The organism is Allorhizobium sonneratiae, from assembly GCF_023700755.1.
Taxonomy (GTDB): domain Bacteria; phylum Pseudomonadota; class Alphaproteobacteria; order Rhizobiales; family Rhizobiaceae; genus Allorhizobium; species Allorhizobium sonneratiae.
This window is the reverse complement of the sequence record NZ_JAMKOJ010000014.1, coordinates 1-20988: the sequence shown is the minus strand read 5'-3', so window position 1 is coordinate 20988 and position 20988 is coordinate 1. Positions and strand designations below refer to the sequence as shown.

At 56.7% G+C, this 20988-nt stretch carries 22 protein-coding genes, 1 pseudogene and 1 riboswitch; of the genes and pseudogenes, 16 read left to right on the top strand and 7 right to left on the bottom strand.

From position 1 onward, the window contains the following. Nucleotides 1–159: 159 nt before the first annotated feature. From NAC44_RS19920 to NAC44_RS19900, 5 genes are all read left to right on the top strand, one after another. Nucleotides 160–1170, top strand: a complete 1011-nt coding sequence (locus NAC44_RS19920) for an HWE histidine kinase domain-containing protein (RefSeq protein WP_250943321.1) — start codon at nt 160–162, stop codon at nt 1168–1170. A 43-nt stretch (nt 1171–1213) separates the two neighbouring features. Continuing rightward, complete coding sequence (locus NAC44_RS19915) at nt 1214–2266, top strand: zinc-binding metallopeptidase family protein (protein ID WP_250943320.1); 1053 nt, start codon at nt 1214–1216, stop codon at nt 2264–2266. 121 nt (nt 2267–2387) lie between these two features. Beyond that, a complete protein-coding gene (locus NAC44_RS19910; protein WP_250943319.1) occupies nt 2388–2732 on the top strand; it encodes a hypothetical protein in 345 nt (114 codons plus the stop codon). A 233-nt stretch (nt 2733–2965) separates the two neighbouring features. Then, nucleotides 2966–3184: a NepR family anti-sigma factor gene (locus NAC44_RS19905; protein WP_250943318.1), complete on the top strand. Its 219-nt coding sequence runs from the start codon at nt 2966–2968 to the stop codon at nt 3182–3184. Continuing rightward, a complete protein-coding gene (locus NAC44_RS19900; protein ID WP_250943317.1) occupies nt 3181–3747 on the top strand; it encodes an RNA polymerase sigma factor in 567 nt (188 codons plus the stop codon). Before NAC44_RS19905 ends, NAC44_RS19900 begins: the two co-directional genes overlap by 4 nt. Before the next feature lie 287 nt (nt 3748–4034). Here NAC44_RS19900 and NAC44_RS19895 read toward each other — a convergent pair whose 3' ends face one another. Then, complete coding sequence (locus NAC44_RS19895; protein ID WP_250943316.1) at nt 4035–4199, bottom strand: DUF1328 domain-containing protein; 165 nt, start codon at nt 4197–4199, stop codon at nt 4035–4037. A 415-nt stretch (nt 4200–4614) separates the two neighbouring features. Here NAC44_RS19895 and exbB point away from each other — a divergent pair, with 415 nt between their 5' ends. The 3 genes from exbB to NAC44_RS19880 are packed head-to-tail and all read left to right on the top strand — an operon-like array spanning nt 4615 to nt 6939. Further along, the gene (gene exbB, locus NAC44_RS19890) at nt 4615–5544 is read left to right on the top strand and encodes a tonB-system energizer ExbB (protein ID WP_250943315.1); all 930 of its coding nucleotides are present in this window, start codon (nt 4615–4617) and stop codon (nt 5542–5544) included. Between the two features lie 4 nt (nt 5545–5548). After that, nucleotides 5549–6004, top strand: a complete 456-nt coding sequence (gene exbD / locus NAC44_RS19885) for a TonB system transport protein ExbD (protein WP_250943314.1) — start codon at nt 5549–5551, stop codon at nt 6002–6004. After that, nucleotides 6001–6939 carry an energy transducer TonB gene (locus NAC44_RS19880; RefSeq protein ID WP_250943313.1) on the top strand — a complete coding sequence of 313 codons (939 nt, stop codon included), beginning with the start codon at nt 6001–6003 and terminating at the stop codon, nt 6937–6939. Before exbD ends, NAC44_RS19880 begins: the two co-directional genes overlap by 4 nt. Before the next feature lie 24 nt (nt 6940–6963). Here the strand turns inward: NAC44_RS19880 and NAC44_RS19875 are convergent, their stop codons facing one another. Beyond that, nucleotides 6964–8022: an ornithine cyclodeaminase gene (locus NAC44_RS19875; RefSeq protein ID WP_250943312.1), complete on the bottom strand. Its 1059-nt coding sequence runs from the start codon at nt 8020–8022 to the stop codon at nt 6964–6966. A gap of 42 nt (nt 8023–8064) precedes the next feature. Next, nucleotides 8065–8991 carry an arginase gene (gene rocF, locus NAC44_RS19870; RefSeq protein WP_250943311.1) on the bottom strand — a complete coding sequence of 309 codons (927 nt, stop codon included), beginning with the start codon at nt 8989–8991 and terminating at the stop codon, nt 8065–8067. A gap of 123 nt (nt 8992–9114) precedes the next feature. On the opposite strand from rocF, the gene NAC44_RS19865 reads away from it, so the two are divergent. The 4 genes from NAC44_RS19865 to NAC44_RS19850 all read left to right on the top strand — a co-directional run bounded on the left by NAC44_RS19865 (nt 9115) and on the right by NAC44_RS19850 (nt 12805). Next, nucleotides 9115–9552, top strand: coding sequence for an Lrp/AsnC family transcriptional regulator (locus NAC44_RS19865; protein ID WP_250943310.1), 438 nt, complete (start codon nt 9115–9117; stop codon nt 9550–9552). 88 nt (nt 9553–9640) lie between these two features. Further along, a riboswitch (cobalamin riboswitch) is annotated at nt 9641–9856 on the top strand. A 110-nt stretch (nt 9857–9966) separates the two neighbouring features. Then, complete coding sequence (locus NAC44_RS19860) at nt 9967–10773, top strand: ABC transporter ATP-binding protein (RefSeq protein WP_250943309.1); 807 nt, start codon at nt 9967–9969, stop codon at nt 10771–10773. A 56-nt stretch (nt 10774–10829) separates the two neighbouring features. After that, the gene (locus tag NAC44_RS19855; RefSeq protein WP_250943308.1) at nt 10830–11750 is read left to right on the top strand and encodes an ABC transporter substrate-binding protein; all 921 of its coding nucleotides are present in this window, start codon (nt 10830–10832) and stop codon (nt 11748–11750) included. Further along, nucleotides 11747–12805, top strand: coding sequence for a FecCD family ABC transporter permease (locus NAC44_RS19850; RefSeq protein WP_250943307.1), 1059 nt, complete (start codon nt 11747–11749; stop codon nt 12803–12805). Before NAC44_RS19855 ends, NAC44_RS19850 begins: the two co-directional genes overlap by 4 nt. 152 nt (nt 12806–12957) lie before the next feature. Here NAC44_RS19850 and NAC44_RS19845 read toward each other — a convergent pair whose 3' ends face one another. The 4 genes from NAC44_RS19845 to NAC44_RS19830 form a co-directional block, all read right to left on the bottom strand. Beyond that, nucleotides 12958–14124, bottom strand: coding sequence for a polysaccharide biosynthesis/export family protein (locus NAC44_RS19845; protein ID WP_420839998.1), 1167 nt, complete (start codon nt 14122–14124; stop codon nt 12958–12960). Nucleotides 14125–14679: 555 nt separating this feature from the next. After that, on the bottom strand, nt 14680–15456 hold the full coding sequence (locus NAC44_RS19840; RefSeq protein ID WP_250943305.1) for an ATP-binding cassette domain-containing protein: 777 nt from the start codon (nt 15454–15456) through the stop codon (nt 14680–14682). Continuing rightward, entirely contained in the window at nt 15456–16526 is a 1071-nt protein-coding gene (locus NAC44_RS19835) for an ABC transporter permease (protein ID WP_250943304.1), read from the bottom strand. Before NAC44_RS19835 ends, NAC44_RS19840 begins: the two co-directional genes overlap by 1 nt. A gap of 169 nt (nt 16527–16695) precedes the next feature. Continuing rightward, complete coding sequence (locus NAC44_RS19830; RefSeq protein ID WP_250943303.1) at nt 16696–17721, bottom strand: sugar ABC transporter substrate-binding protein; 1026 nt, start codon at nt 17719–17721, stop codon at nt 16696–16698. A 266-nt stretch (nt 17722–17987) separates the two neighbouring features. On the opposite strand from NAC44_RS19830, the gene NAC44_RS19825 reads away from it, so the two are divergent. From NAC44_RS19825 to NAC44_RS19810, 4 genes and pseudogenes are all read left to right on the top strand, one after another. Continuing rightward, nucleotides 17988–19217, top strand: coding sequence for an ROK family transcriptional regulator (locus tag NAC44_RS19825; RefSeq protein WP_250943302.1), 1230 nt, complete (start codon nt 17988–17990; stop codon nt 19215–19217). After that, nucleotides 19218–19646 (top strand): RbsD/FucU family protein, encoded by a 429-nt coding sequence (locus NAC44_RS19820; RefSeq protein ID WP_250943301.1) that lies wholly within the window; start codon nt 19218–19220, stop codon nt 19644–19646. Nucleotides 19647–19860: 214 nt separating this feature from the next. After that, nucleotides 19861–20760, top strand: a complete 900-nt coding sequence (locus NAC44_RS19815) for a cache domain-containing protein (protein WP_250943300.1) — start codon at nt 19861–19863, stop codon at nt 20758–20760. Next, nucleotides 20757–20988, top strand: a pseudogene (locus NAC44_RS19810) (methyl-accepting chemotaxis protein); the annotation flags it as partial. The gene NAC44_RS19815 and the pseudogene NAC44_RS19810, both read left to right, overlap by 4 nt.

The window sequence follows — 20988 nt, the reverse complement described above, 5'->3', positions numbered from 1 at the left end:
CATCCTGGAAGGCCCGATCACCGTTTGCACGACAAATCAATGCCGGGATGCAGGATCGGGCAGTTTTTTGTCAGGAACGGCAAGCGTTAAGGATATGACTGTAAACATGGCACTCTTCGTGAAAGATATGACAGGTCTGCGGCACGGATTGCCATTGGAGTGACGTCGTTGGTTCAAAGACTGACATGGTTCAAACAGCAATATGACGTTGATGTTTTGCGCGATTTCTTCATTACCGGCTTGCAGGACATGGGGGCGAGCCTCAGCCTGCAGGACAGAAACGGCAATTATATCTGCATTACGTCTTTGCCATCCCGCTGGCCATTGGCCATAGGCCAGGAGCCCAGCGACGAATCCATCTTCGGCGAAACCATCGCCGCCAGTCTGAAAGCTGCAAAGGCGCGCCTGTCGGTTGTCGGTGACATCATCAGCTTGCAGATCGAGCCAGGTGACGACACGATTTTCGAATTTCGCTGCCGGCTCATCGAGGTCGGCTCGATCGGCGTCTGTTTCATGACGGTGGTGATGGACCGCACCGAGGAAAGGCGGCGCGAAAGGTTGCTGAGAACCCTGCTGCGGGAGGTCAGTCACCGCTCGAAAAACCTGCTGGCGATCATTCAGAGCATCGCCTCGCAGACGGCGCGCTATTCCGGCACGCTCGATCAGTTTCTCGGCAAATTCCGTGGCCGTCTGCATGCGCTTTCGACATCGCAGGACCTGATCACGGATTCGAGCTGGCGTGGGGCCTATTTCAACGATCTGGTCGAGCAGCAGCTGGAAAAATACGTGCCGGAGCTTGCCGCACTCGTTGTCATCAGCGGCGAAAACATCATGCTCAATCCCAATGCATCGCTGCATATCGGGCTTGCCCTGCATGAGCTGATTGTCAATGCCGTCAGCCATGGCGATTTCCTGAAGCGGCGGGAGCAGATCCAGATTTCCTGTGACCGCCTTATCGCCGAGGATGGGCAGGGTGCTTTCATCCGGGTTCGGTGGCTGGAGCCGCTGGGGCGTCTTGAGGACAGCAGCGTTGAACGGGATTTTGGCCGCTTTGGCAGTACCGTGCTTGAGAAAGTCGTCCCGGCGGCGGTCAATGGCCAGGTGCTGCACCGGATGAAAGAGGGCCGGTTGTGTTACGAACTGCTCTTTCCTGCTGATTTGCACGAATAATCCTTCCTTCCGAAGACAACAATCAGCACTGGAGGTGACGGCGATGCGGCTTTTTTCATGCTCCCTCTGCGGCAATACGGTCTATTTCGACAATCGAACATGCCTGTCCTGTCAGGCGCGGCTGGGATTTCGTCCCTCGCGTATGGACATGATCGGCATAGAGGCTGGTTCGCAGGAGGAGCGTGAGGTTCAATTTTGCGCCAATGCCGTCCATGATGCCTGCAACTGGGTGGTGGATGACGGCGATGCCAGTGGTTTGTGCCGGGCCTGTCGCCACAATCTGGTGATACCCGATCTTGCCAATCCCCGCCATCTGGACAACTGGCGCCGGATCGAAGATGCCAAGCGTGTGCTGTTTTATTCGTTGCTGCGCTTTGCTCTGCCGCTTGCCATAAAGACTGAGGCGGGCGGTGATGAAGGGGAGGGGCTTGGGTTTCAGTTTCTGGCTGATGATGATACCCCTCACAACAGCGCACCTGTTTTGACCGGCCATGACAAAGGCTGCATCACCTTGAACATTGTTGAGGCCGAAGATGATGAGCGCGAAGCACGCCGGGTGGCGCTGGGCGAGCCTTTTCGTACGCTGGTCGGTCATTTCCGCCATGAGATCGCGCATTACTACTGGGATGTTCTGGTGCGAATCCGCGATGGTCTCGATGGCTTTCGCACGATTTTTGGCGATGAAAGGGAAGATTATGCCGCCGCCCTCAAGCGCCATTATCAGCAGGGCCCGCCTCAGGATTGGGAAAGCCGGTTTATCAGCGCCTATGCCTCCAGCCACCCCTGGGAGGATTTCGCTGAATGTTTTGCCCATTACATCCATATCGTCGATGCGCTGGAAACGGCCTTCGTCTTCGGTCTGCGCCTGAACCCGGGCAAGGGAAAGGCCGATCTCGCCCTGCATGAGAATTTCGATCCCTATCGCGCCGAGGCCCTCGCCCCGTTGATCGATGCCTGGATACCGCTCACCGTTGCCGTCAACAGCATCAACCGCAGTATGGGACAGCCTGATTTTTATCCTTTTGTGCTGTCTCAGCCGGTGATCGAGAAATTGGATTACATCCACGGTCTTATCCACATGAGCTCTCGGGCATGATGCCTGCCTGAGGGCTTTGATGGCATCCTCCCTCCCTTTGCCGAAGAACGCAGTGCTGTACGTGGAGGAACCTTTCGCCCTTTGCGCCGTTATCAGCCTGGGTCACAAGGGAAAACGGGCTATGATTTACGCAGCAGTGATGGTCATTCTGTCATGTCAGCAGGCTGCCTGCGGACAGACGCCGCTCGCGGTTGTCACCTATGCGGATATCCATCAGTGCCGGTCAGAGCTGCCGGACAGGCTCAGGCTTTACCAGAATGCTGCAAAGCCGGTCCTGTTTCATTGGCGCAGCACGTCCCATGAGAATTATAGCGCCGATGAGATTTATGGAGATTGTGTTCCCGTATCGCCAAAACTCCTTGCCGGGCGTCTCGGTCCACAAAGCGTAGAGTCTATAGCGGCCTTTCGGCCAATGAAGCTGGACCAGTCGCACAGGTCTCCAGGCAGGGCGATGGCACTGGAGTGATGTGTTTACAACAGAATCGATTCCGGGAATTGAAAAATCAATCTTGGTTTGATGATGGCAGGTACGCTGATGCAGCTTCGATCACGGCTGAAGGCGGTTTCGAGGGGTGTGGGGCTGAGGGACTTTTCGTTGATTTACATAAGGCAGCCGGTGATTATATTTTTGAACGGCAGGGGAACCTTTTTTGACGGGTTCCGTTTACCCCGTGGGATTTAATAGAGTGCAGAAGCGATATGGTCGAAAATAGCAACAGGCAGGATCAGGCTGATACAGCTGAAGATGTGAAGGCTGCGTCGGGCGCTTTCACCAACATCAGCGCAAAGCTGCGCCAGTTTTACAATGCGGTGCAGGAAGAGCAGATCCCTGACCGGTTTGTCGAGCTTCTGGAGCGTCTTGAACAGGCCGAAAAAAATGCCGGTTTGGGGCTTGGCGGCAAGGATCATGCTTCATGAGCGAGATCGGTACCACCGAAAGCCTTAGCTTCAAGCGAGAATTGTTGAGCACGCTGCCGAATTTGCGCGCCTTTGCTATTTCGCTGGCGGGTCGCCACGATGTTGCTGATGATCTGGTGCAGGACACCATCATGAAGGCCTGGGCAAAGCAGGATCATTTCGAACCCGGCACCAATATGAAAGCTTGGCTCTTTACCATTTTGCGCAACGAATTTTATTCTCAGATGCGCAAGAAGGGTCGTGAAATATCTGATCCTGATGGCATTTTCACCTCTCAGATGGCTGTTCATCCAGAGCAATATGGTTCGCTCGATCTTCAGGATTTTCGCAAGGCGCTTGATCAACTGCCAAGCGAACAGCGGGAAGCGATCATTCTCGTCGGCGCGTCGGGTTTTGCCTATGAAGAGGCTGCCGAAATCTGTGGCTGTGCCGTCGGTACAATCAAAAGCCGCATCAATCGCGCCAGAAACAGGCTGCAGGAACTGCTTGGCCTTGAGAGTGACGAGGAATTCGGCCCAGACGCCAGCAGCGCGGCTGTCACCAAACGCGCCTTTGCTGTATGATAAGCAAATATCAGAAACCTGTTTCAATGCGGGTGTGACGTTTTTGATAATGTCTTGCTTCACAAAAGATTTCTCAACAAGTGCGCAATTAACTTTGTAATACAACATTCAGCCTTCCTTGCGCGTTTGATAAGACACACAAGGAAGGCTTCATATTGTATCTTGCGTATTGTTTGTCCCAGCAAGGTCATTTATTTTTAAAGCACGTTGCTGTTATTCAACGTGCTTTAAGTTTTTTGTCGCATGTCCATTACTGTTTTATTGAGGACAATAAAACGCGACATGCTTTAAGCAACGACCACGATGCCACTGACCAGTGCAATGATGAAAACCACCAGCACAATGAAGATCAGGATTTTGGCAATACCTGCAGATGCACCTGCCACACCGCGAAAGCCCAGAAGACTGGCAACGGCGGCAATCAAGAGAAAAATCAATATCCAATGCAGCATGCTGTTCTCCTTTCCTATACTTGCCATGACAACGGCAAGCGGGAGGATTTTGTTCCAGAAGCTTTGATGCTACCGGGATGGACGTAGAAAAATGTTTTCTCTTGCCGCCTCACGCCGGAGGCCGGTTTTCATGCCCATGCCAGCCCCCAAAAAAAGCCGGTAAATTAAACAGGATATTTTTTATCAAGATTTTTTACTTGAAATTTTTTCTCATGTTTAATAGGACGAAGGCAGGCAGCCTGTCAGGTCAGCCGGTGCAAAATCGCACATGACATGCTGTAAACGATTGAATGACTGAATGATTTTTACCTTGGTCGGATGGCTGTTTAAGGAAAAATGAAGAAACCAAACGCTGTCGCGGATAAAGGGCGTGAGAGCGTTAAAGACAACCGGCCCTCACGAAGAGGATGGTCTCATGGCGTTTTCCCGTTCACTTTTCTTTCTGTTGCTGATTGGCTTTGTCTGGCCGGTTGCAGCCGTTCCTGCTTTGGCGCAGGCACCCGCACCAGCTGAGGAGACGCAGACCACCGTATCGCCGCAGACGGTTGCACCATCAGTCGCTGGCCAAACCAGTGCCGAGGCTGTGCCGCTTCAGTCTGCTCCTGCCGAAGATGTGCGCGCCGATATTCCCCATGATCTGTCGCCGGTCGGTATGTTCATGGCCGCCGATATCGTGGTCAAGGCGGTCATGCTGCTTCTCGGTGCTGCATCCCTGGCGACATGGACGATCCTGATCGGCAAGACACTGCAACTGTTCAGCGCCAAGGCGCGGTTGCGCCGGGCTCTATCCCGGATGATGGCAGCGCGCTCCCTGCCGCAGGCGCTGGAGAACCAGGGTGCGGGCCGGGGCGTGCTGACACGGATGCTGAACGCCGCCGCAGAGGAGATGAAACTGTCGGAAGCCGCCTTCGATCATGGCGGAACGCAGGGCGTGAAGGAGCGCGTGTCATCGGTTCTGGCCCGGATCGAGGCCCATGCGGCCCGTTCCATGGCGGCAGGCACCGGGATTTTGGCAACCATTGGGTCAATTGGTCCCTTTGTTGGGCTGTTCGGCACGGTCTGGGGGATCATGAACGCCTTTATCGGCATTTCAAAAGCCAATACCACCAATCTGGCTGTTGTTGCGCCGGGCATTGCCGAAGCGCTGCTGGCGACGGCGATTGGTCTGGTCGCGGCCATTCCCGCCGTCGTCGTCTATAACATCTTTGCCCGTTCTATCTCCGGCTATCGCCAGCAATTGCTCGATGTTTCGGCGGCCATCGAGCGGCTGGTCAGTCGTGAGCTCGATTTTCGCCATGTACCGGCCGATATCAAGGCCGCCCGGTTGAAACTGGTGACGGAGTAAAGCCATGGCTGGCGGAATACGCGATCATGGCGGCGACGATCTGGTCGAGACCCATGAAATCAATGTGACGCCGTTTATCGACGTCATGCTGGTGCTGCTGATTATTTTCATGGTGGCTGCACCGCTGGCAACCGTCGATGTCAAGGTTGATCTGCCCGCCTCGACGGCCAAGCCCGCGCCCCGACCGGACAAGCCCGTCTATCTTACCTTGAACCGGGATCTCAGCCTGTCTCTGGGCAATGATCCCATCGACCGAGACCGACTTGCCACCGCGCTTGAAGCCGTCACGCAAGGCAATCGTGATGCACGCATTTTCCTTAGGGCCGACAAGGCGGTCGGCTATGGCGATTTCATGAGCGTGATGAACCTCCTTCGTGATGCCGGCTATGTTAAGATTGCGCTGGTCGGGCTGGAAACCCAACCGGGCGCCGAGAGTGAGAGCGGACAGGCGACGCCATGACGGTGATCGACATGGCGGGTTTGAATCGCAAGGATGGCGGACGCGGCGTTATGCTGTGGACCGTTGCGACCGTTGTGGCTGCCGGTCTTCATGGGGCTGCGGCGTTTTTCCTGATGAACAACGCCAGCGACGCGGCTGCGGCTTCTGCGCCGCCGGCGGCAATCATGATCGAGCTTGCGCCCGAACCCGAGGCCGTGCATGTCGACGATAACGAGATCAGCCCGGATCAGAAGGACAGTGAGGAGGTGAAGTCGGAAGCGACGGAGCCACCGCCAAAGCCGGTTGACCCGCCACCTGAGCCAGCACCGCCGCAAGTGGAGCCCACGCCGCCCGATCCCACTCCAAAGCCTCCCGACCCTGCCCCTGCCGAACCGGTTCAGCCCGCGCCACAGCCTGTCGTCCAGCCGCCTGTTGAACCAATGCCGCAGCCGGTGATGAGCCCGGAACTGGAGAATGTTGAAGTGCCGCTGCCGGTCATGCGGCCGCCGCCGCCAAGGGAAACGGCGGAAAAACCAAAGGAAAAGCCACGGCACAAGCCACATGTCGCCCCGCAGCCGCAAGCCAGTCAGGCTGCGCGTGCGGCAAAAGCAGAGGTGCGTCAGGCAGACAGGAATGCCGCATCATCTAGCAATGCCGCATCATCCGTCTCGCCAGCCCGGATCGACAGCTGGAAATCGCGCCTTTTGAGCCGGCTTGAGCGTTACAAGCGCTATCCTTCCGACGCCCGTGCCAGACGGGAGGAGGGCACTGTGCTGGTGCGCTTCAGCATGGATGACAACGGCACGGTGCAGTCGGTGGCCATTGCCCGCTCCTCGGGCTTTGCCGATCTGGACAGCGCCGTCCTCGATATGGTCCGCAAGGCTTCCCCCTTGCCAGTCCCGCCGGAAGGGGTCAACAGGACGATCGTCGCGCCGGTGCGTTTCAATCTGCGATGAGGCAGACGTGCGTTCGGCAGACCCCTACAGTCCTTTCAATGCTTTATGGCGTAGGACCATGCCGAAGAGATCGCGCGGGTCGTCCGGGTCTGCCAGCAGGTCAAGCTCGTCATAGAGGCCGATCTCCATCAGCTTGCTGCGCAGATAGCGCAGAGCGGAAAAATCCTCGATGGCGAAGCCGACGGAATCGAACAGGGTGATCTGGTCGCGATGTTTGCGGCCTTGTGCCGTGCCGGTGATCACCTGCCAAAGCTCCGTGACCGGGTAATCCTCTGGCAATTGCTGGATTTCGCCTTCGATCCGGGTCTGTGGCGGGTATTCGACAAAAATCTCCGAGCGCAGCAGAATGTCGCGATGCAACTCCGTCTTGCCGGGGCAATCACCACCGACGGCATTGATATGCACGCCGGGGCCGATCATGTTGTCGGTCAGGATGGTGGCATATTGTTTGTCGGCAGTGACGGTGGTGATGATGTCTGCCCCCTCGACGGCAGCTTCAGACGAGGGAAGGATCGTGACCGCAAGCCCGCTGCCGCTGAGGTTTCTCGCGCATTTTTCACTGGCGGCAGTGTCGATGTCGAAAAGCCGCACGGCTTTGATGCCGCAAATCGCCTTGAAGGCAATCGCCTGAAATTCCGATTGCGCGCCATTGCCGATGATCGCCATGGTCTGTGCATCCGGGCGGCCCAGATGGCTTGCCGCCAGGGCCGAGGTGGCGGCGGTACGCAGTGCCGTCAGCAGCGTCATTTCGCTAAGCAGCATGGGATAGCCATTGCCGACATCGGCCAGCGCACCGAAGGCGGTCACGGTCTGGCGACCGCTGCGGGTGTTTTTCGGATGGCCGTTGACATATTTGAAGCCGTAAAGCGTGCCGTCGCTGGTCGGCATCAGTTCGATGACGCCGTCCGGGGAATGGCTGCCGATGCGCGGCGTCTTGTCGAACAGCTCCCAGCGGCGGTAATCCTCCTCGATCACCTGCGCCAGTTCCCGCAGGAAGGTTTCGACGCCGACCGCTAAAACCAGCGACATCATATGATCGACGCTGACAAAGGGAACGATATTGAGTTTCTGCTGCGTGTTCATGGCTTTCCCCTTTTGCTTTATGCTGGATGATGGCAGGCGTGTTTATGTGGTCCATCCCTGGGTGGGGCGGTCCATGACCGTGCGCCCCATCAGACTTGCGGTCAGGTCGGCGATCAGGGTAGCGGTGCGGCCGCGCTCATCGAGAAAGGGATTGAGTTCGACAAGGTCGAGACTGGTGACAAGGCCGCTGTCATGCAGCATTTCCATCACCAGATGCGCCTCGCGGAAGGTGGCGCCGCCCGGCACGGTGGTCCCGACGGCCGGTGCAATCGAGGGATCGAGAAAATCCACGTCGAAACTGACATGCAGCATCCCGTTTGCGGCCTTCACCTTGTCGAGAAAGGCTCTGAGCAGCACACCGACGCCGTGTTCGTCGATCTGGCGCATGTCATGCACGGTGATGGGATGGTGCCTGAGCGCCTCCCGTTCGGCGGGATCGACACTGCGAATGCCGATCATCGTGACATTGGCGGGATTGACGGCATGGTCCAGTCTTGGAAAATAGCCGGAAAACCCTTCCCGTCCGGTGAAATAGGCCACCGGCGTGCCATGCAGATTGCCGCTCTCGGTGGTCTCCAGCGTGTGATAATCGGTGTGGGCATCGAGCCAGAGCACGAAAAGCGGCCGGTTGCGCTCTGCCGCGCGTCGGGCAAGTCCCGCAACGGTGCCGGCCGAAAGCGCATGGTCGCCCCCGATGAAAATCGGCATGGCGCTTTCGCTTTCCAGATAGGCCAGTTCCGTCAGCCGCTCGATCCAGGCCACGGTTTCCGACAGATGATGAATGGCCGGGTTGGGGTGGTTGAGAGGCTTGAGCGGTGCGGGACTGACAATGCCGAGATCGGCAACCTGATGGCCAAGCTCTGCCAGCATGCGGCCGAGACCGGCAATTTTCAAGGCAGGTGGACCCATCTCGCATCCCAGATGACCTGCGCCGATCTGAACGGGAACTCCAATCAAAGTGACATCCATGCGCAACCTCCGTTTATGGAGAGAGTGAACCATGGAGTGCTGGCATTTTGAACGGAATGAATTGGCAAATTTTACAAGTTTGCTTATCAATTCGGTAGAGTAACCAATCAAAACGGTAGGACCATGGATGATCTGGATGAAAAGCTGATTACCCTGTTGCGCCATAACGGGCGGCGCAGCCTGACGGATCTGGCGCTTGAAACAGGAGCCTCACGGGCAACGGTGCGCGCGAGGCTGGAGAAGCTGGAGCGCGATGGGACGATCCTCGGCTATACGGTTATTCTCCGCGCCGATACGTTGGATCTGGCTGTGCGGGGGGTGATGATGATTGCCATTGAAGGTCATGTGACCGATCGTGTGATTCGGGCTTTGAGCGGTATTGCCGAAATCTCTGCCATCCATACCACCAATGGTCGGTTTGACCTTATTGTCGAACTGGGTGCGCGCAGCCTGACGGATTTCGATACGATCCTGCATCGAATCCGTCTCATTGCGGGCATCGTCAACAGCGAAACCCATATTATTCTGTCGACGCCACGCTCAACCCGGGCGCGGCTGTGATCCTGTCCGCGATGCTGTCCGCTTGACGGCCAATATCGGACGGAGGGAATTTTTCCGGGTGGAATTGACTTGCCGTGCTTTCGGCCTTACGCATCGCGATGTTGAAGGTTTCCCGTTGGGCCAATTGTCTGCGGGAATTAAAAGGGAACACGGTGCGACGTACCCATCAGGGCGCAAATCCGTGGCTGCCCCCGCAACTGTCAACGGAGAGTTCAACCGGAAATACCACTGGCGATGGGGCCGGGAAGGTGCGGTTGCGCTGTGACCCGTGAGCCAGGAGACCTGCCATCGACGATCCCTAGAAACCTGGCCGGGGTGTGCCAAGGAGAACGACGATGGCATGCGATTTTAGCATTGATGATATTTGCCTGAGCGGTTCTTGCCGAAGCTTCCCGTATGTTCCGGAGGCCTCGAATGAACCTGCCCCCCACGCTTGCTGGCTCCAGACCGGCGGCTTTTACTGTTGAGGCGCTTCACTGGGGGCCGCATAAGGGCGAGACGATCATTGAGGATATTTCCTTTTCCGTTCGCCCGGGAGAGATGCTGGCTATTACCGGGCCGAATGGCGCTGGTAAATCCAGCCTGTTGCGCTGCCTTTATCGATTTTTGAAGCCGTCTTCCGGCACCATCAAACTCGATGGTACGGAAATCGGACATATTCCGCCGCAGGCCTTTGCCCGGCGCGTGGCAAGCGTGCTTCAGGAGCAGGCCTCGGATTTCGGTCTCTCTGTCGCGGAGATCGTTGAGTTGGGGGCAAGCCCCCACATGGGCAGGATGGACCGGGCAGGGCTTTATCAAAGCGTCGAAGATGCGCTGTCCCTGCTGGGATTGGCGCATCTGGCGGCGCGCGATTTCGCCTTGTTGTCGGGCGGCGAAAAACAGCGGGTGATGATTGCCCGTGCCTTGGCCCAGAAGCCGGACCTGCTCATTCTCGATGAGCCGACCAATCATCTCGATATTCGCCATCAGCTTGAGGTGCTCGAACTTTTAAGTCATGTGCCCGCCACTGTCATCGTGACCTTGCATGATCTGGCGCTGGCCTGCGCCCATGCCGATCATGTGCTGGTTTTGTCGCAGGGCCGGCAGGTCAGTCATGGCCCGGCGCTTCAGGTTCTGACGCCGGAGGCCATTCGCAGAACCTTTGCCGTCGAGACCACCATAGACAGTCACCCCATGACCGGGCGGCCCCGCTTTTCCTTTCATCTTGACGCCTCTTTTTGATGGAGTTTTCCATGCGCTGCGCCATGCTCTTCGCTGCGACTTTCCCTGCATTCCTCATGACCGCGTCTGTGGTCTTTGCCTCCGATTTCCCTGTCACGGTCAAAAGCTGCAATCGTCATGTGACATTTGACGCTGCACCGAAACGGGCCGTGTCCAACGACGTCAATCTGACGGAAATGATGCTGGCACTCGGGCTGAGAGACCATATGGTCGGCTATACCGGTGTTTCGGGCTGGAAAACGCTCGATGAAAAATTGAGAGCGGGGATAAAGGCCCTGCCGGAACTGTCGCCGAAATATCCGACCAAGGAGGTTCTGCTGGGGGCGGATGCGGATTTTTACTTCGCCGGCTGGAATTACGGCATGAAGGTGGGCGGCGAAGTGACGCCGGAAACGCTGGCACCTTTCGGCATCAAGGTCTATGAGCTGACTGAAAGCTGCATCCACATCATGAAGAAAAACAAGGCTTCGATGGAGGATATGTATAATGATCTTCTCAATCTTGGCCGCATTTTCGGCGTTGAGGAGAAGGCTGAGGCTCTGGTGGCCAGCTATCGCAAAGAGCTTGCCGCAATCACCGCCGGGATCCCTGCCAATGGCAAAGGCCCCAAGGTTTTCGTCTATGACAGCGGCATGGACAAGCCCTTTACCGCCGGTCGCTACGCCATGCCGACGGCGCTGATCGAGGCGGCGGGTGGAACCAATATCATGGACGACGTGGACACCAGCTGGACGACGATCGGTTGGGAGCCGGTGATTGCACGAAACCCGGATGTGATCGTCATTGTCGATTACGGCAAGGTAACGGCGGCGCAGAAAGAGGATTTCATGCGCAGCAATGCGGCCTTCAAGGATATTCCGGCGGTCAAGAACAATCGTTTTGTCGTCCTGCCCTATGTCGAAGCCACGCCGGGGCCGCGCAATATCGAGGCGGTCAGGACGCTTGCAGCAGCCTTTGGCAAAATGGGCAGGCCATGAGCCATCGCGATTTCGTCAAGGGACCGCGGCATGTGCTGATCCACATGCTGCCGTGGCTGATTGCCGGATTGGTCGTGATGCTGGCGGTCACCATTCTGGTTGCCGTCAGCGTCGGCACTGTGCATATTCCCATCGATCTTGTCTGGCGGATTATTGCCAGCCATCTCGGCATCGGTGGTATCGAAAAAAGCTGGTCGGTCGGCCGTGACACCATCATATGGGAGGTACGTTTACCGCGTGCGCTTCTGGGTGCGCTGGTCGGCGCGTCTCTGGCCATGGTCGGTGCGGCACTTCAGTCCGTCACACGCAACACGCTTGCCGATCCCCATCTGTTGGGCATTTCCTCCGGTGCGGCTCTCGGGGCCATTGTGGCGCTCTTGCACACCGGCATGTTTCTTGGCCTGATCACGGTGCCGCTTTTTGCCTTTGCCGGGGCTTTGATCAGCATGGTTCTGGTGGTTGCCGTGGCACAATTTACCCGCTCCACCGACGCGAGTCGGCTGGTGTTGACCGGTCTTGCTGTGTCTTTCGTTCTGAGTTCCCTTGGCAGTCTGGCGATTTTTCTCGGAGATCCGCGCGCGACGCAAACGGTTGTCTTCTGGATGCTCGGCGGGCTTGGGCTGGCCCAGTGGCAGCAATTGCCCTATCCGCTGGCCGTTTTTGTGCTTTGCTCTGTCTATCTGATCGGCAATGGCGGTAAATTCAATGCCATGACGCTGGGAGATGAGACGGCGACAACGCTTGGAATTCCGGCAGGACGGTTTCGCATGGTGGTGTTTGTCATCTGTGCACTGCTCACCGGAGCCGCTGTTGCCTTTGCCGGCATTGTCTCTTTTGTCGGGCTGATGGTGCCCCATATCGTCCGCTATGGGGTTGGCGGCGATTATCGCCGGGTGTTGCCCCTTTCGGCCGTGGTGGGCGCCATTTTTCTCGTTCTTGCCGATCTGGTCGCCCGGGTGGTCATTTCACCGCAGGATATGCCACTTGGTGTGATCACCGGTCTTGCCGGTGGCGTGTTTTTCATCGGATTGATGCACAGCCGGCGCAGACTTTGAGACGGATGGCGGTGTAGATCCTTTCCAGCAAAGGTGGATAAAGCATCGACCGCAAAGCGGGAACCGGTTTTCTGTCAGCAAATGCGCAAAAAAGAGTGCAAGCGTCCTGACGATCCGCAGCGCAGCGCTGAGGACCGTCGGTCAGGACTTTATCAATTGGTGGCGCTACGCACGCTGACGGCCGTGCCGATTGGCGTGGTGAAAAGCTGCATGAATTTCAGGAAATCAACCGAGGGGTGGCGGGATGCGTAAATCACGTCGCGATTGTTGATCGGGAAATTCTGCCCGACGATCAGGCTGTCCGGCGAACGCATATCGAAGCGGTAGACGATCGGATAGCGACCGTCCTTGTTGGCCATCATGCCCTTGGCGAGCATGGCATTGAATTTCTGCGGGCCAAGCAGGGCGCGAACGATCTCCGGCTCTTCGTAGCGGAAAATGAAATAGCCTTCCGCGTCCCCCTGATTGTCCGAACCCCCGCCGGCCAGCGCAATGGCTTCCAGCAGGTTCAGATCATTTGCACCAAATGGAATGCGTCCATCCTTGCCAAACATGCCAAGCGTGGTGAAGGTGCGCGGATCCTGGGTCAGATAAATCTGGTCATGCGGTTCGACATAAATGTTTTCGCTGGGTTTTTCGATCAGCGTTTTTAACAGGACAGTTGCTGTCTTGCGGCCACGCACCAGCGTGACATAGGTTTCATAGGGCTGTCCGGTCGGGCCGCCGGCCTGGGCGATGGCTTCTGTCACCTTGTCGCCAGCCAGGCTGAGCTGAACACTTGATGGACGACCAACGCTGCCGGAAACCGTTACGGCACGCGATGCCGTGCCGGAGGCATTGACGAGAACGTCAGGCTCGATGGCCTTGTTGGTGAGCCGGGCAAGAATGGCTTTGCGCGCAGCTTCCTGGGTGAGGCCAGCCAGCTTGATCTGACCGACATAGGGGATGGTGCCGGTGCCATCTGGCTGGACCACAAGATCGATGGTGGTCTGTTTTGACTGCGAGGTTGAAAACAATCCGTCGGATCCGGCCTCGAAAATACTGACCTTGAGCTGGTCGCCGACACCGATCACCACCGGTCCGGGGCGCCCACCCATGCCGAAACGGCGGCTGAAGATCGTGCCGGAATAGTTGGAAATCATCTGCGCGGTCTTCTGGTCGACATCGACCACATCGAAAACCGCGGCGTTGCTGCGGCCAAGCTGCTGTGCGGATTTGCCAGCATCGGCTTCAATGCTGGATGACAGGGGGCCTGCTGCCGGAAGAGTATTGCATGCTGTCAGTCCTGCAGTCATGATAAGGATGACGCCGGTTTTCAACGGACCATAGTTCACACAAAAACTCCTCGTGACCGCATTCCGCACCCCTTTTCGGACTACGAATACGCGGGTAAGCGGATCTCCCATCCACGAAAAAAGCAATTCATTGCGGCCTGCGGTGCAGGGTTGAAATCGCTTTTGCGGACAAGGGACCACTCTTGCCGATGACTCACACTCTGCCGTCCGTTCATATGACTGCGTGAAACTTGTATCCACCTTGTACACTGGTTTCAAGCGATCCTTTTACCATCGTGTCAACTTCCCCCAAGCTGATAGGGTGCAAGTGTCCAGCGTCGGGCCGTTTTTGGATGCGAGAAGTTTGAGTCATTGCACGGGCGTCGATTATCCTTTTCAAAAACAATGGTTTATATATTTTCGAGAGAGCTTTGATACATTAAGATTTTGTTCATTATAACCTTAAAAATCAATTAGAATTTTCTGAAAAGTGCATAGGAAACCGATGAATATGCCGGGACTCAAAAAGAAAGCCTGCCAGATTTTTTATCAACCTGGCAGGCTCGATAACTGTTTTCGATCAGAATTGGCCTGGCCCGCTCAGGCGGCGATAGCCTCTTCCGGTGGCTGTTTTGCCCCGGTCATGAAGGCAACGGCATCCGACATGGTGTATTCGGACGGGTTTATCACGCACAGGCGGCGGCCCAACCGGTGGACGTGGATACGGTTTGCCACCTCGAACACATGGGGCATGTTGTGGCTGATCAGAATGATCGGAATACCGCGCGAGCGCACATCGAGGATGAGTTCGAGAACCTTGCGGCTTTCCTTGACGCCAAGTGCAGCCGTTGGTTCGTCGAGAATAATGACCTTGGAACCGAAGGCTGCGGCACGGGCTACGGCAACGCCCTGTCTCTGGCCCCCGGACAGGGTTTCGACCGCCTGGTTGATGTTCTGAATGGTCATCAGGCCCAGTTCCGACAGTTTCTTCCGGGCGAATTCCTCCATGGCCGGACGATCCAGCATGCGGAATACCGATCCCATGATGCCGGGCTTGCGCAGTTCACGGCCCATAAACATGTTGTCGGCAATGGACAGCGCTGGCGACATGGCCAAGGTCTGATAGACGGTTTCGATCCCGGCGGCGCGCGCTTCGAGCGGCGAGGAGAACTGGATCTTCTTGCCTTCGAGAAAGATTTCGCCTTCATCCGGGGTGATTGCGCCGGAAATCGCCTTGATCAGCGAAGATTTGCCCGCGCCGTTATCACCGATAACGGCCAGGATTTCGCCGGGGTAAAGGTCGAAATCGCAATTATTGAGTGCGGTGACCTTGCCGTAACGCTTGACGAGATTTCGGGCTTTGAGAAGAGCTTCCATCACGCAGCCGCCTTTCTGATCCACTGGTCCACGGCAACAGCCGCAATGATAAGGGCGCCGATCAACAGATAGGTCCATTGCGGGTCCGTACCGTACATCCCGAGCCCAAGAGTGAAGACGCCAACGATCAGCGCGCCGAACATGGTACCGAGAATAGAGCCGCGGCCACCAAAGAGTGAAATCCCGCCGATCACCACAGCTGTAATCGAATTAATGTTCTCGAACTGGCCCGATGTCGGCGAAACCGAACCGAGACGGCCAATCAACGCCCAGCCTGCAATGGCGCAGATGATGCCAGCCAGCACATAAACCGAAATCAGGATGCGCGATACCTTGACCCCCGCCAGTTCGGCGGCAGCCGGATCGTCACCCACGGCATAGACATGGCGACCCCAGGCGGTATGACGCAGCACATAGGCCAGAAATGCCACGATCAGCAGCATGGTGATCGAACCATAGGTGAAGACGGCCCCACCGATGCGCACCGTATTGCCGAAAAACTGCAAGAGAGGAGCAGAGGTTTCGATATCCTGGGCGCGGATGGTCTGGTTTGCCGAATAAAGGAAATTGGTTGCCAGAACGATCTGCCACATGCCCAGCGTGACGATGAAGGGCGGCAGTTTAATCTTGGCGACCATGAAGCCGTTGAGAAAGCCGATGGCCGCGCCAGCGACAATGCCAGCGACAATAGAGATTTCAACGGGCAGACCGTAGCGGAAGGTGAACTGGCCCATAATGACAGAGGTCAGTACCATGATGGCGCCGACAGACAGGTCGATGCCCGCAGTCAGCACCACAAGCGTCTGGGCGGCCGCAACGATACCTGTGATCGCCACCTGCTGGATGATCAGTGTCAACGCATAGGCGGAAAAGAAACGGTGGCCAAGCAGCAGACCGAAAGCAATGATCGCCGCGATCAGAACAATCAGCGGTACGATGGACGGTGTCTGATGCAAAAGCGTCTGAAAGCGTTGCACGCCGGTTTTGGGCGGCTCGAATTCCGCGACCTTGTCAGAGGCGGCTTTCAGTTCTGATTCGAAGGCCTGAGGGCCCCTTGTATCGGTTGCCATGAAACCTCCCGTTGCCATGCTGCGGGGTTGGCCCGTCAGACGTTCTTTCTTGCCGGATTTTTTCCGGACAAACGCAACGCATGATCTGTGATGTTAAATAACGACGAAAACGGTGTGCCATTTCCGTAAGTGAAAGCGGGACGGCGTTACGCCATCCCGCCTGAATATATCAACCCCAGCAGAGCTTCAGGCCTTCCTTGGTGTCGATCGACGGAACGCCCTTGACCGGATGGTCGGTCACGAGCTGCACGCCGGTGTCGAAGAAGTTCTTGCCTTCCGTCGGCTTCGGCTTGGTTCCGTCTTTGGCGAATTTAGCGATGGCTTCGATGCCAAGTGACGCCATTTTCAACGGATATTGCTGCGACGTCGCGCCAATAACGCCAGCCTGAACGTTCTTGACGCCCGGGCAACCGCCGTCAACGGAAACAATGCTGACACCTTTTTCCATGCCGACGGCCTTCAGCGCCTGATATGCGCCGGCGGCAGCCGGTTCATTGATGGTATAGACCATATCAATACCGGAATCCTTGGCGAGAAGGGTTTCCATTGCCTTGCGGCCGCCTTCTTCGTTGCCAGCGGTCACTTCGTGGCCGACGATGCGCGGATCGGTTTCATCGCCCCACTTATTCGGATCGCCGAGGTCGATGCCGAAGCCCTTGAGGAAGCCCTGGTCACGCTTGACGCCAACAGAAGGCTGGGAAACGGACAGATCAAGCATGGCGATCTTGGCGTCCTTGGCCTTGTCGCCCATGGTTGCCTTCGCCCATTCGCCGATCAGTTCGCCAGCCTTGAAGTTGTCGGTGGCAAAGGTTGCATCGGCAGCGCTGATCGGATCGAGCGGGGTGTCCAGCGCAATGACCAGAAGGCCGGCCTTTCGTGCCTTTTCAACCGAAGGAACAATGGCCTTGGTGTCGGAGGCAGCAATCAGAATACCCTTGGCGCCATCGGCGATGCAGGTTTCGATGGCGTTGACCTGGCTTTCATTGTCGCCATCAACCTTGCCGGCATAGGTCTTGAGATCGACGCCAAGCTTCTTGGCCTCGGCGGTCGCGCCTTCCTTCATCTTGACGAAGTAGGGATTGGTGTCGGTCTTGGTGATCAGGCAGGCCGAAACGCCAGCAGCATGCGCGCCGCTGGAAAAGACAACGCCAAGGGCGAGAGCGCCAAGGGTGGCGCTGATCAAATTGGTCTTCATTTAAATCCTCCCAAAGGACAAAGATGAGGTCGGCCTTGAGCGGCCATGACCCGGCAACATGGCCTGCACCTCTCCTGTGGCAGGCCCCCATGTTTCCGAGGGTAAAATTTCATCAAATAGAACCCGTGTCAATAAATAAATCGAGTTGAATTATTAATTCTCTGTGTCATGTTATATCCCACAAGTCTGATGGTGGAGGAAGGCTAGGGTTCGTCAGGCATCGTATCATATGCAGTCTTCCGCTCAGGCGGACAGGGAGGAAATGCATGGCGGGGAGGATGATAGTGGGGCCGAAAGAGCCTCCCGCGGTCCTCGACTTGAGCGGTGGTGCCAATCAGGGCGGTGTACGTGCCTATAACGAGCGGCTGGTCATGTCGCTGGTGCGTCGTCACGGTGGCTTGTCCAAGGCCGATATTGCCCGTCGCAGTGGTCTTTCGGCGCAAACGGTCACGGTGATCATGCGGGTGCTGGAACATGAGGGCTTGCTGGTGCGTGGAGAGCCGCAGCGCGGTCGCGTCGGACAGCCCTCGATACCCATGCGGCTCAATCCCGATGCGGTGTTTTCCTTCGGGTTGAAAATTGGCCGGCGCAGCGCCAGTCTCATTCTCATGGATTTTGTCGGTACGATCCGTCATGAGGTGCGCTGCACCTATGCCTATCCCATGCCCGAACCGATCCTGCAGTTTGTCAGCGACGGTATTGGCGAAATCGAGGGCCGGCTGCTGCCGGGCGAGCGCGAACGTATTGCCGGGCTTGGCGTTGCAGCTCCCTTCGAGCTCTGGAGCTGGGCGGACGAGACCGGCGCGCCGGCGCTTGACATGGCGATCTGGCGCAAGGTCGATCTTCATGGCGACATGGCGGCGCGTCTTTCCTATCCGGTGTTTCTCGAAAACGATGCCACCAGCGCCTGTGCGGCAGAGCTGGTGTTCGGCAACGGGCCAAATTATCCCGATTTCGTCTATTTTTTCATTGGGTCGTTTATCGGCGGCGGTGTCGTCATCAATTCCTCATTGTTCTCCGGCCGTACCGGCATGGCAGGTGCTCTGGGCTCCCTGCCGGTGCAGGGGCAGGACGGCAGAACGGTGCAGTTGCTCAAGGTGGCATCGATCTTCGTGCTGGAAAACCTGTTGCGGGATCACGGTCAGGATGCGCGCAGCCTGTGGTATTCACCGAGCGAATGGATCGATTATGGCGCGCCGCTGGAGTTGTGGATCAAAAACAGTGCGGCTGCCCTTGCCCAGGCAATTGTCGCCTCTGCCTCGATCATCGATTTTTCCGCCGCCGTTATCGATGGCGGTTTTCCCGAATGGGTGCGTGCAAGGCTGGTCAAGGCCACGCGTGAGGCGGTGCGCACGCTCGATCTTCAAGGCGTGCTGATGCCTGACATCGTCGAAGGCGTTGTTGGCCATCAGGCCCGCTCGATAGGCGGTGCAAGCCTGCCGTTGTTTTCCCGTTATCTTCTCGATCAGAACGTGTTGTTCAAGGAGCTGCAGTAAATGTTGAAGGGTCTCAATCCAATCCTCAATCCCGATCTTCTGGCGACGCTCAGAGCCATGGGTCATGGCGATGAGATTGCCATCGTCGATGGCAATTATCCCGGACTGGAACATGCGCGCCGACTGGTGCGACTGGATGGCGTGCCGCTCATTCCGGTTCTCGACGCCATTCTTTCGGTACTGCCGATCGACGATTTCGTGCCGGAAGCGATTTTCCGCTCCACGCTTGGCCCCGATCGTGACACGCTTGCCCCCGTCCATGAGGAAATGATTGCCTGCTGTGCTGCCCATGAACCGAAACAGCCGGTCATTCCGCTGTTGGGGCCTGATTTCTATCCGCGCGTCAAGGCGGCGCACACGGTGGTACAGACCAGCGAGCCACGGCTTTATGCCAATATCATCCTGCGAAAGGGTGTCATTTATCCCTGAGAACCGTCCGGGATGCTGATCCTCGTTGCTTTTTTTTGCGCCCGGCATGCCTTTGCGGTCATCCGGGCGTTTCAGTTCTGTAGGCAAAGATAGCAAAGGTTTCAAAGAATGAATTTTAATACATATAAAACATACAATAATCTAATATAATTCTCCCTTTACCAAACATCAATTCATATCTCCTTATCCTATACGCGCAGAGGTGGAGAAAGTTATGAAAAATTTGCGCATTTCCCAGCAATTCACTTTAGTCATTGCCTGTCTGGTCGTTGGTTTTGTGGGCGTTTTTACCTATGAATTGTACAGGGCGAATGATGCGATCTACCAGCAACGGTATGATATGCAGAGAATCGAGACGGAATCGGCGGTTTCGATCGTAAACCATTATTACCAGATGGAAAAAAGCGGCGAACTTTCGCATGACAAGGCATTTTTATTGGCCATGCACGCCATAGGCGCAATGCGCTACAAACCGGATGGTTATCTCTTTGCCTATGATTATCAGGGTAATCGTGTTGCCTATCCGAATGACGCGGGTGTTGGCAAAAACTTCATCAGTGTTGCCGATAAATTTGGCAATCATCTGATCGCCGATCTTATTCGGGTTGGACGTGAAGGGGGCGGCTGGACGAAATATTATTGGCCAAAGCCCAATCAATCGCAGGAGACGACCTATCCGAAAGTCGGCTACGCGCTCGCTTTCGAGCCCTGGGGAATCATTGTCGGTACGGGCGCCTATCTCGATGACCTCGACCAGTTTGTCTATTCGACGACGATCCGGGCTGTCATTGCCGCTCTTGTCGTGTTTCTGGCGGCGGTCGCTTTTGCCGCCTATATCATTCGCGGCGTGACGAGTTCCTTGCGCGAGGTGCGACATAATCTGGAACAGATTGCTGAAGACCGTACCGATATCGACATTTCTCACATCGAAAAACGCAATGAAATCGGTTTGATTGCCAAGGCCACGCAGATCCTGAGGGAAAAGGTGCGCGAGCGCCATGCTCTGGAAGCGAGCCAAAAGCACCAGCAGCAGGCGCTGGACGGCGAACGCNTGCTGAAGACCGTACCGATATCGACATTTCTCACATCGAAAAACGCAATGAAATCGGTTTGATTGCCAAGGCCACGCAGATCCTGAGGGAAAAGGTGCGCGAGCGCCATGCTCTGGAAGCGAGCCAAAAGCACCAGCAGCAGGCGCTGGACGGCGAACGCCAGCGCAATGCCGAACTGACGGCGGAAGAGGCGCGCCAGCAGGCCCATGTGGTCTCTACCATCGGGGCATCACTGGAACGGCTGGCCGAAGGCGACCTCACCGTGCGCTGTGCCGATCTCGGCGAACGCT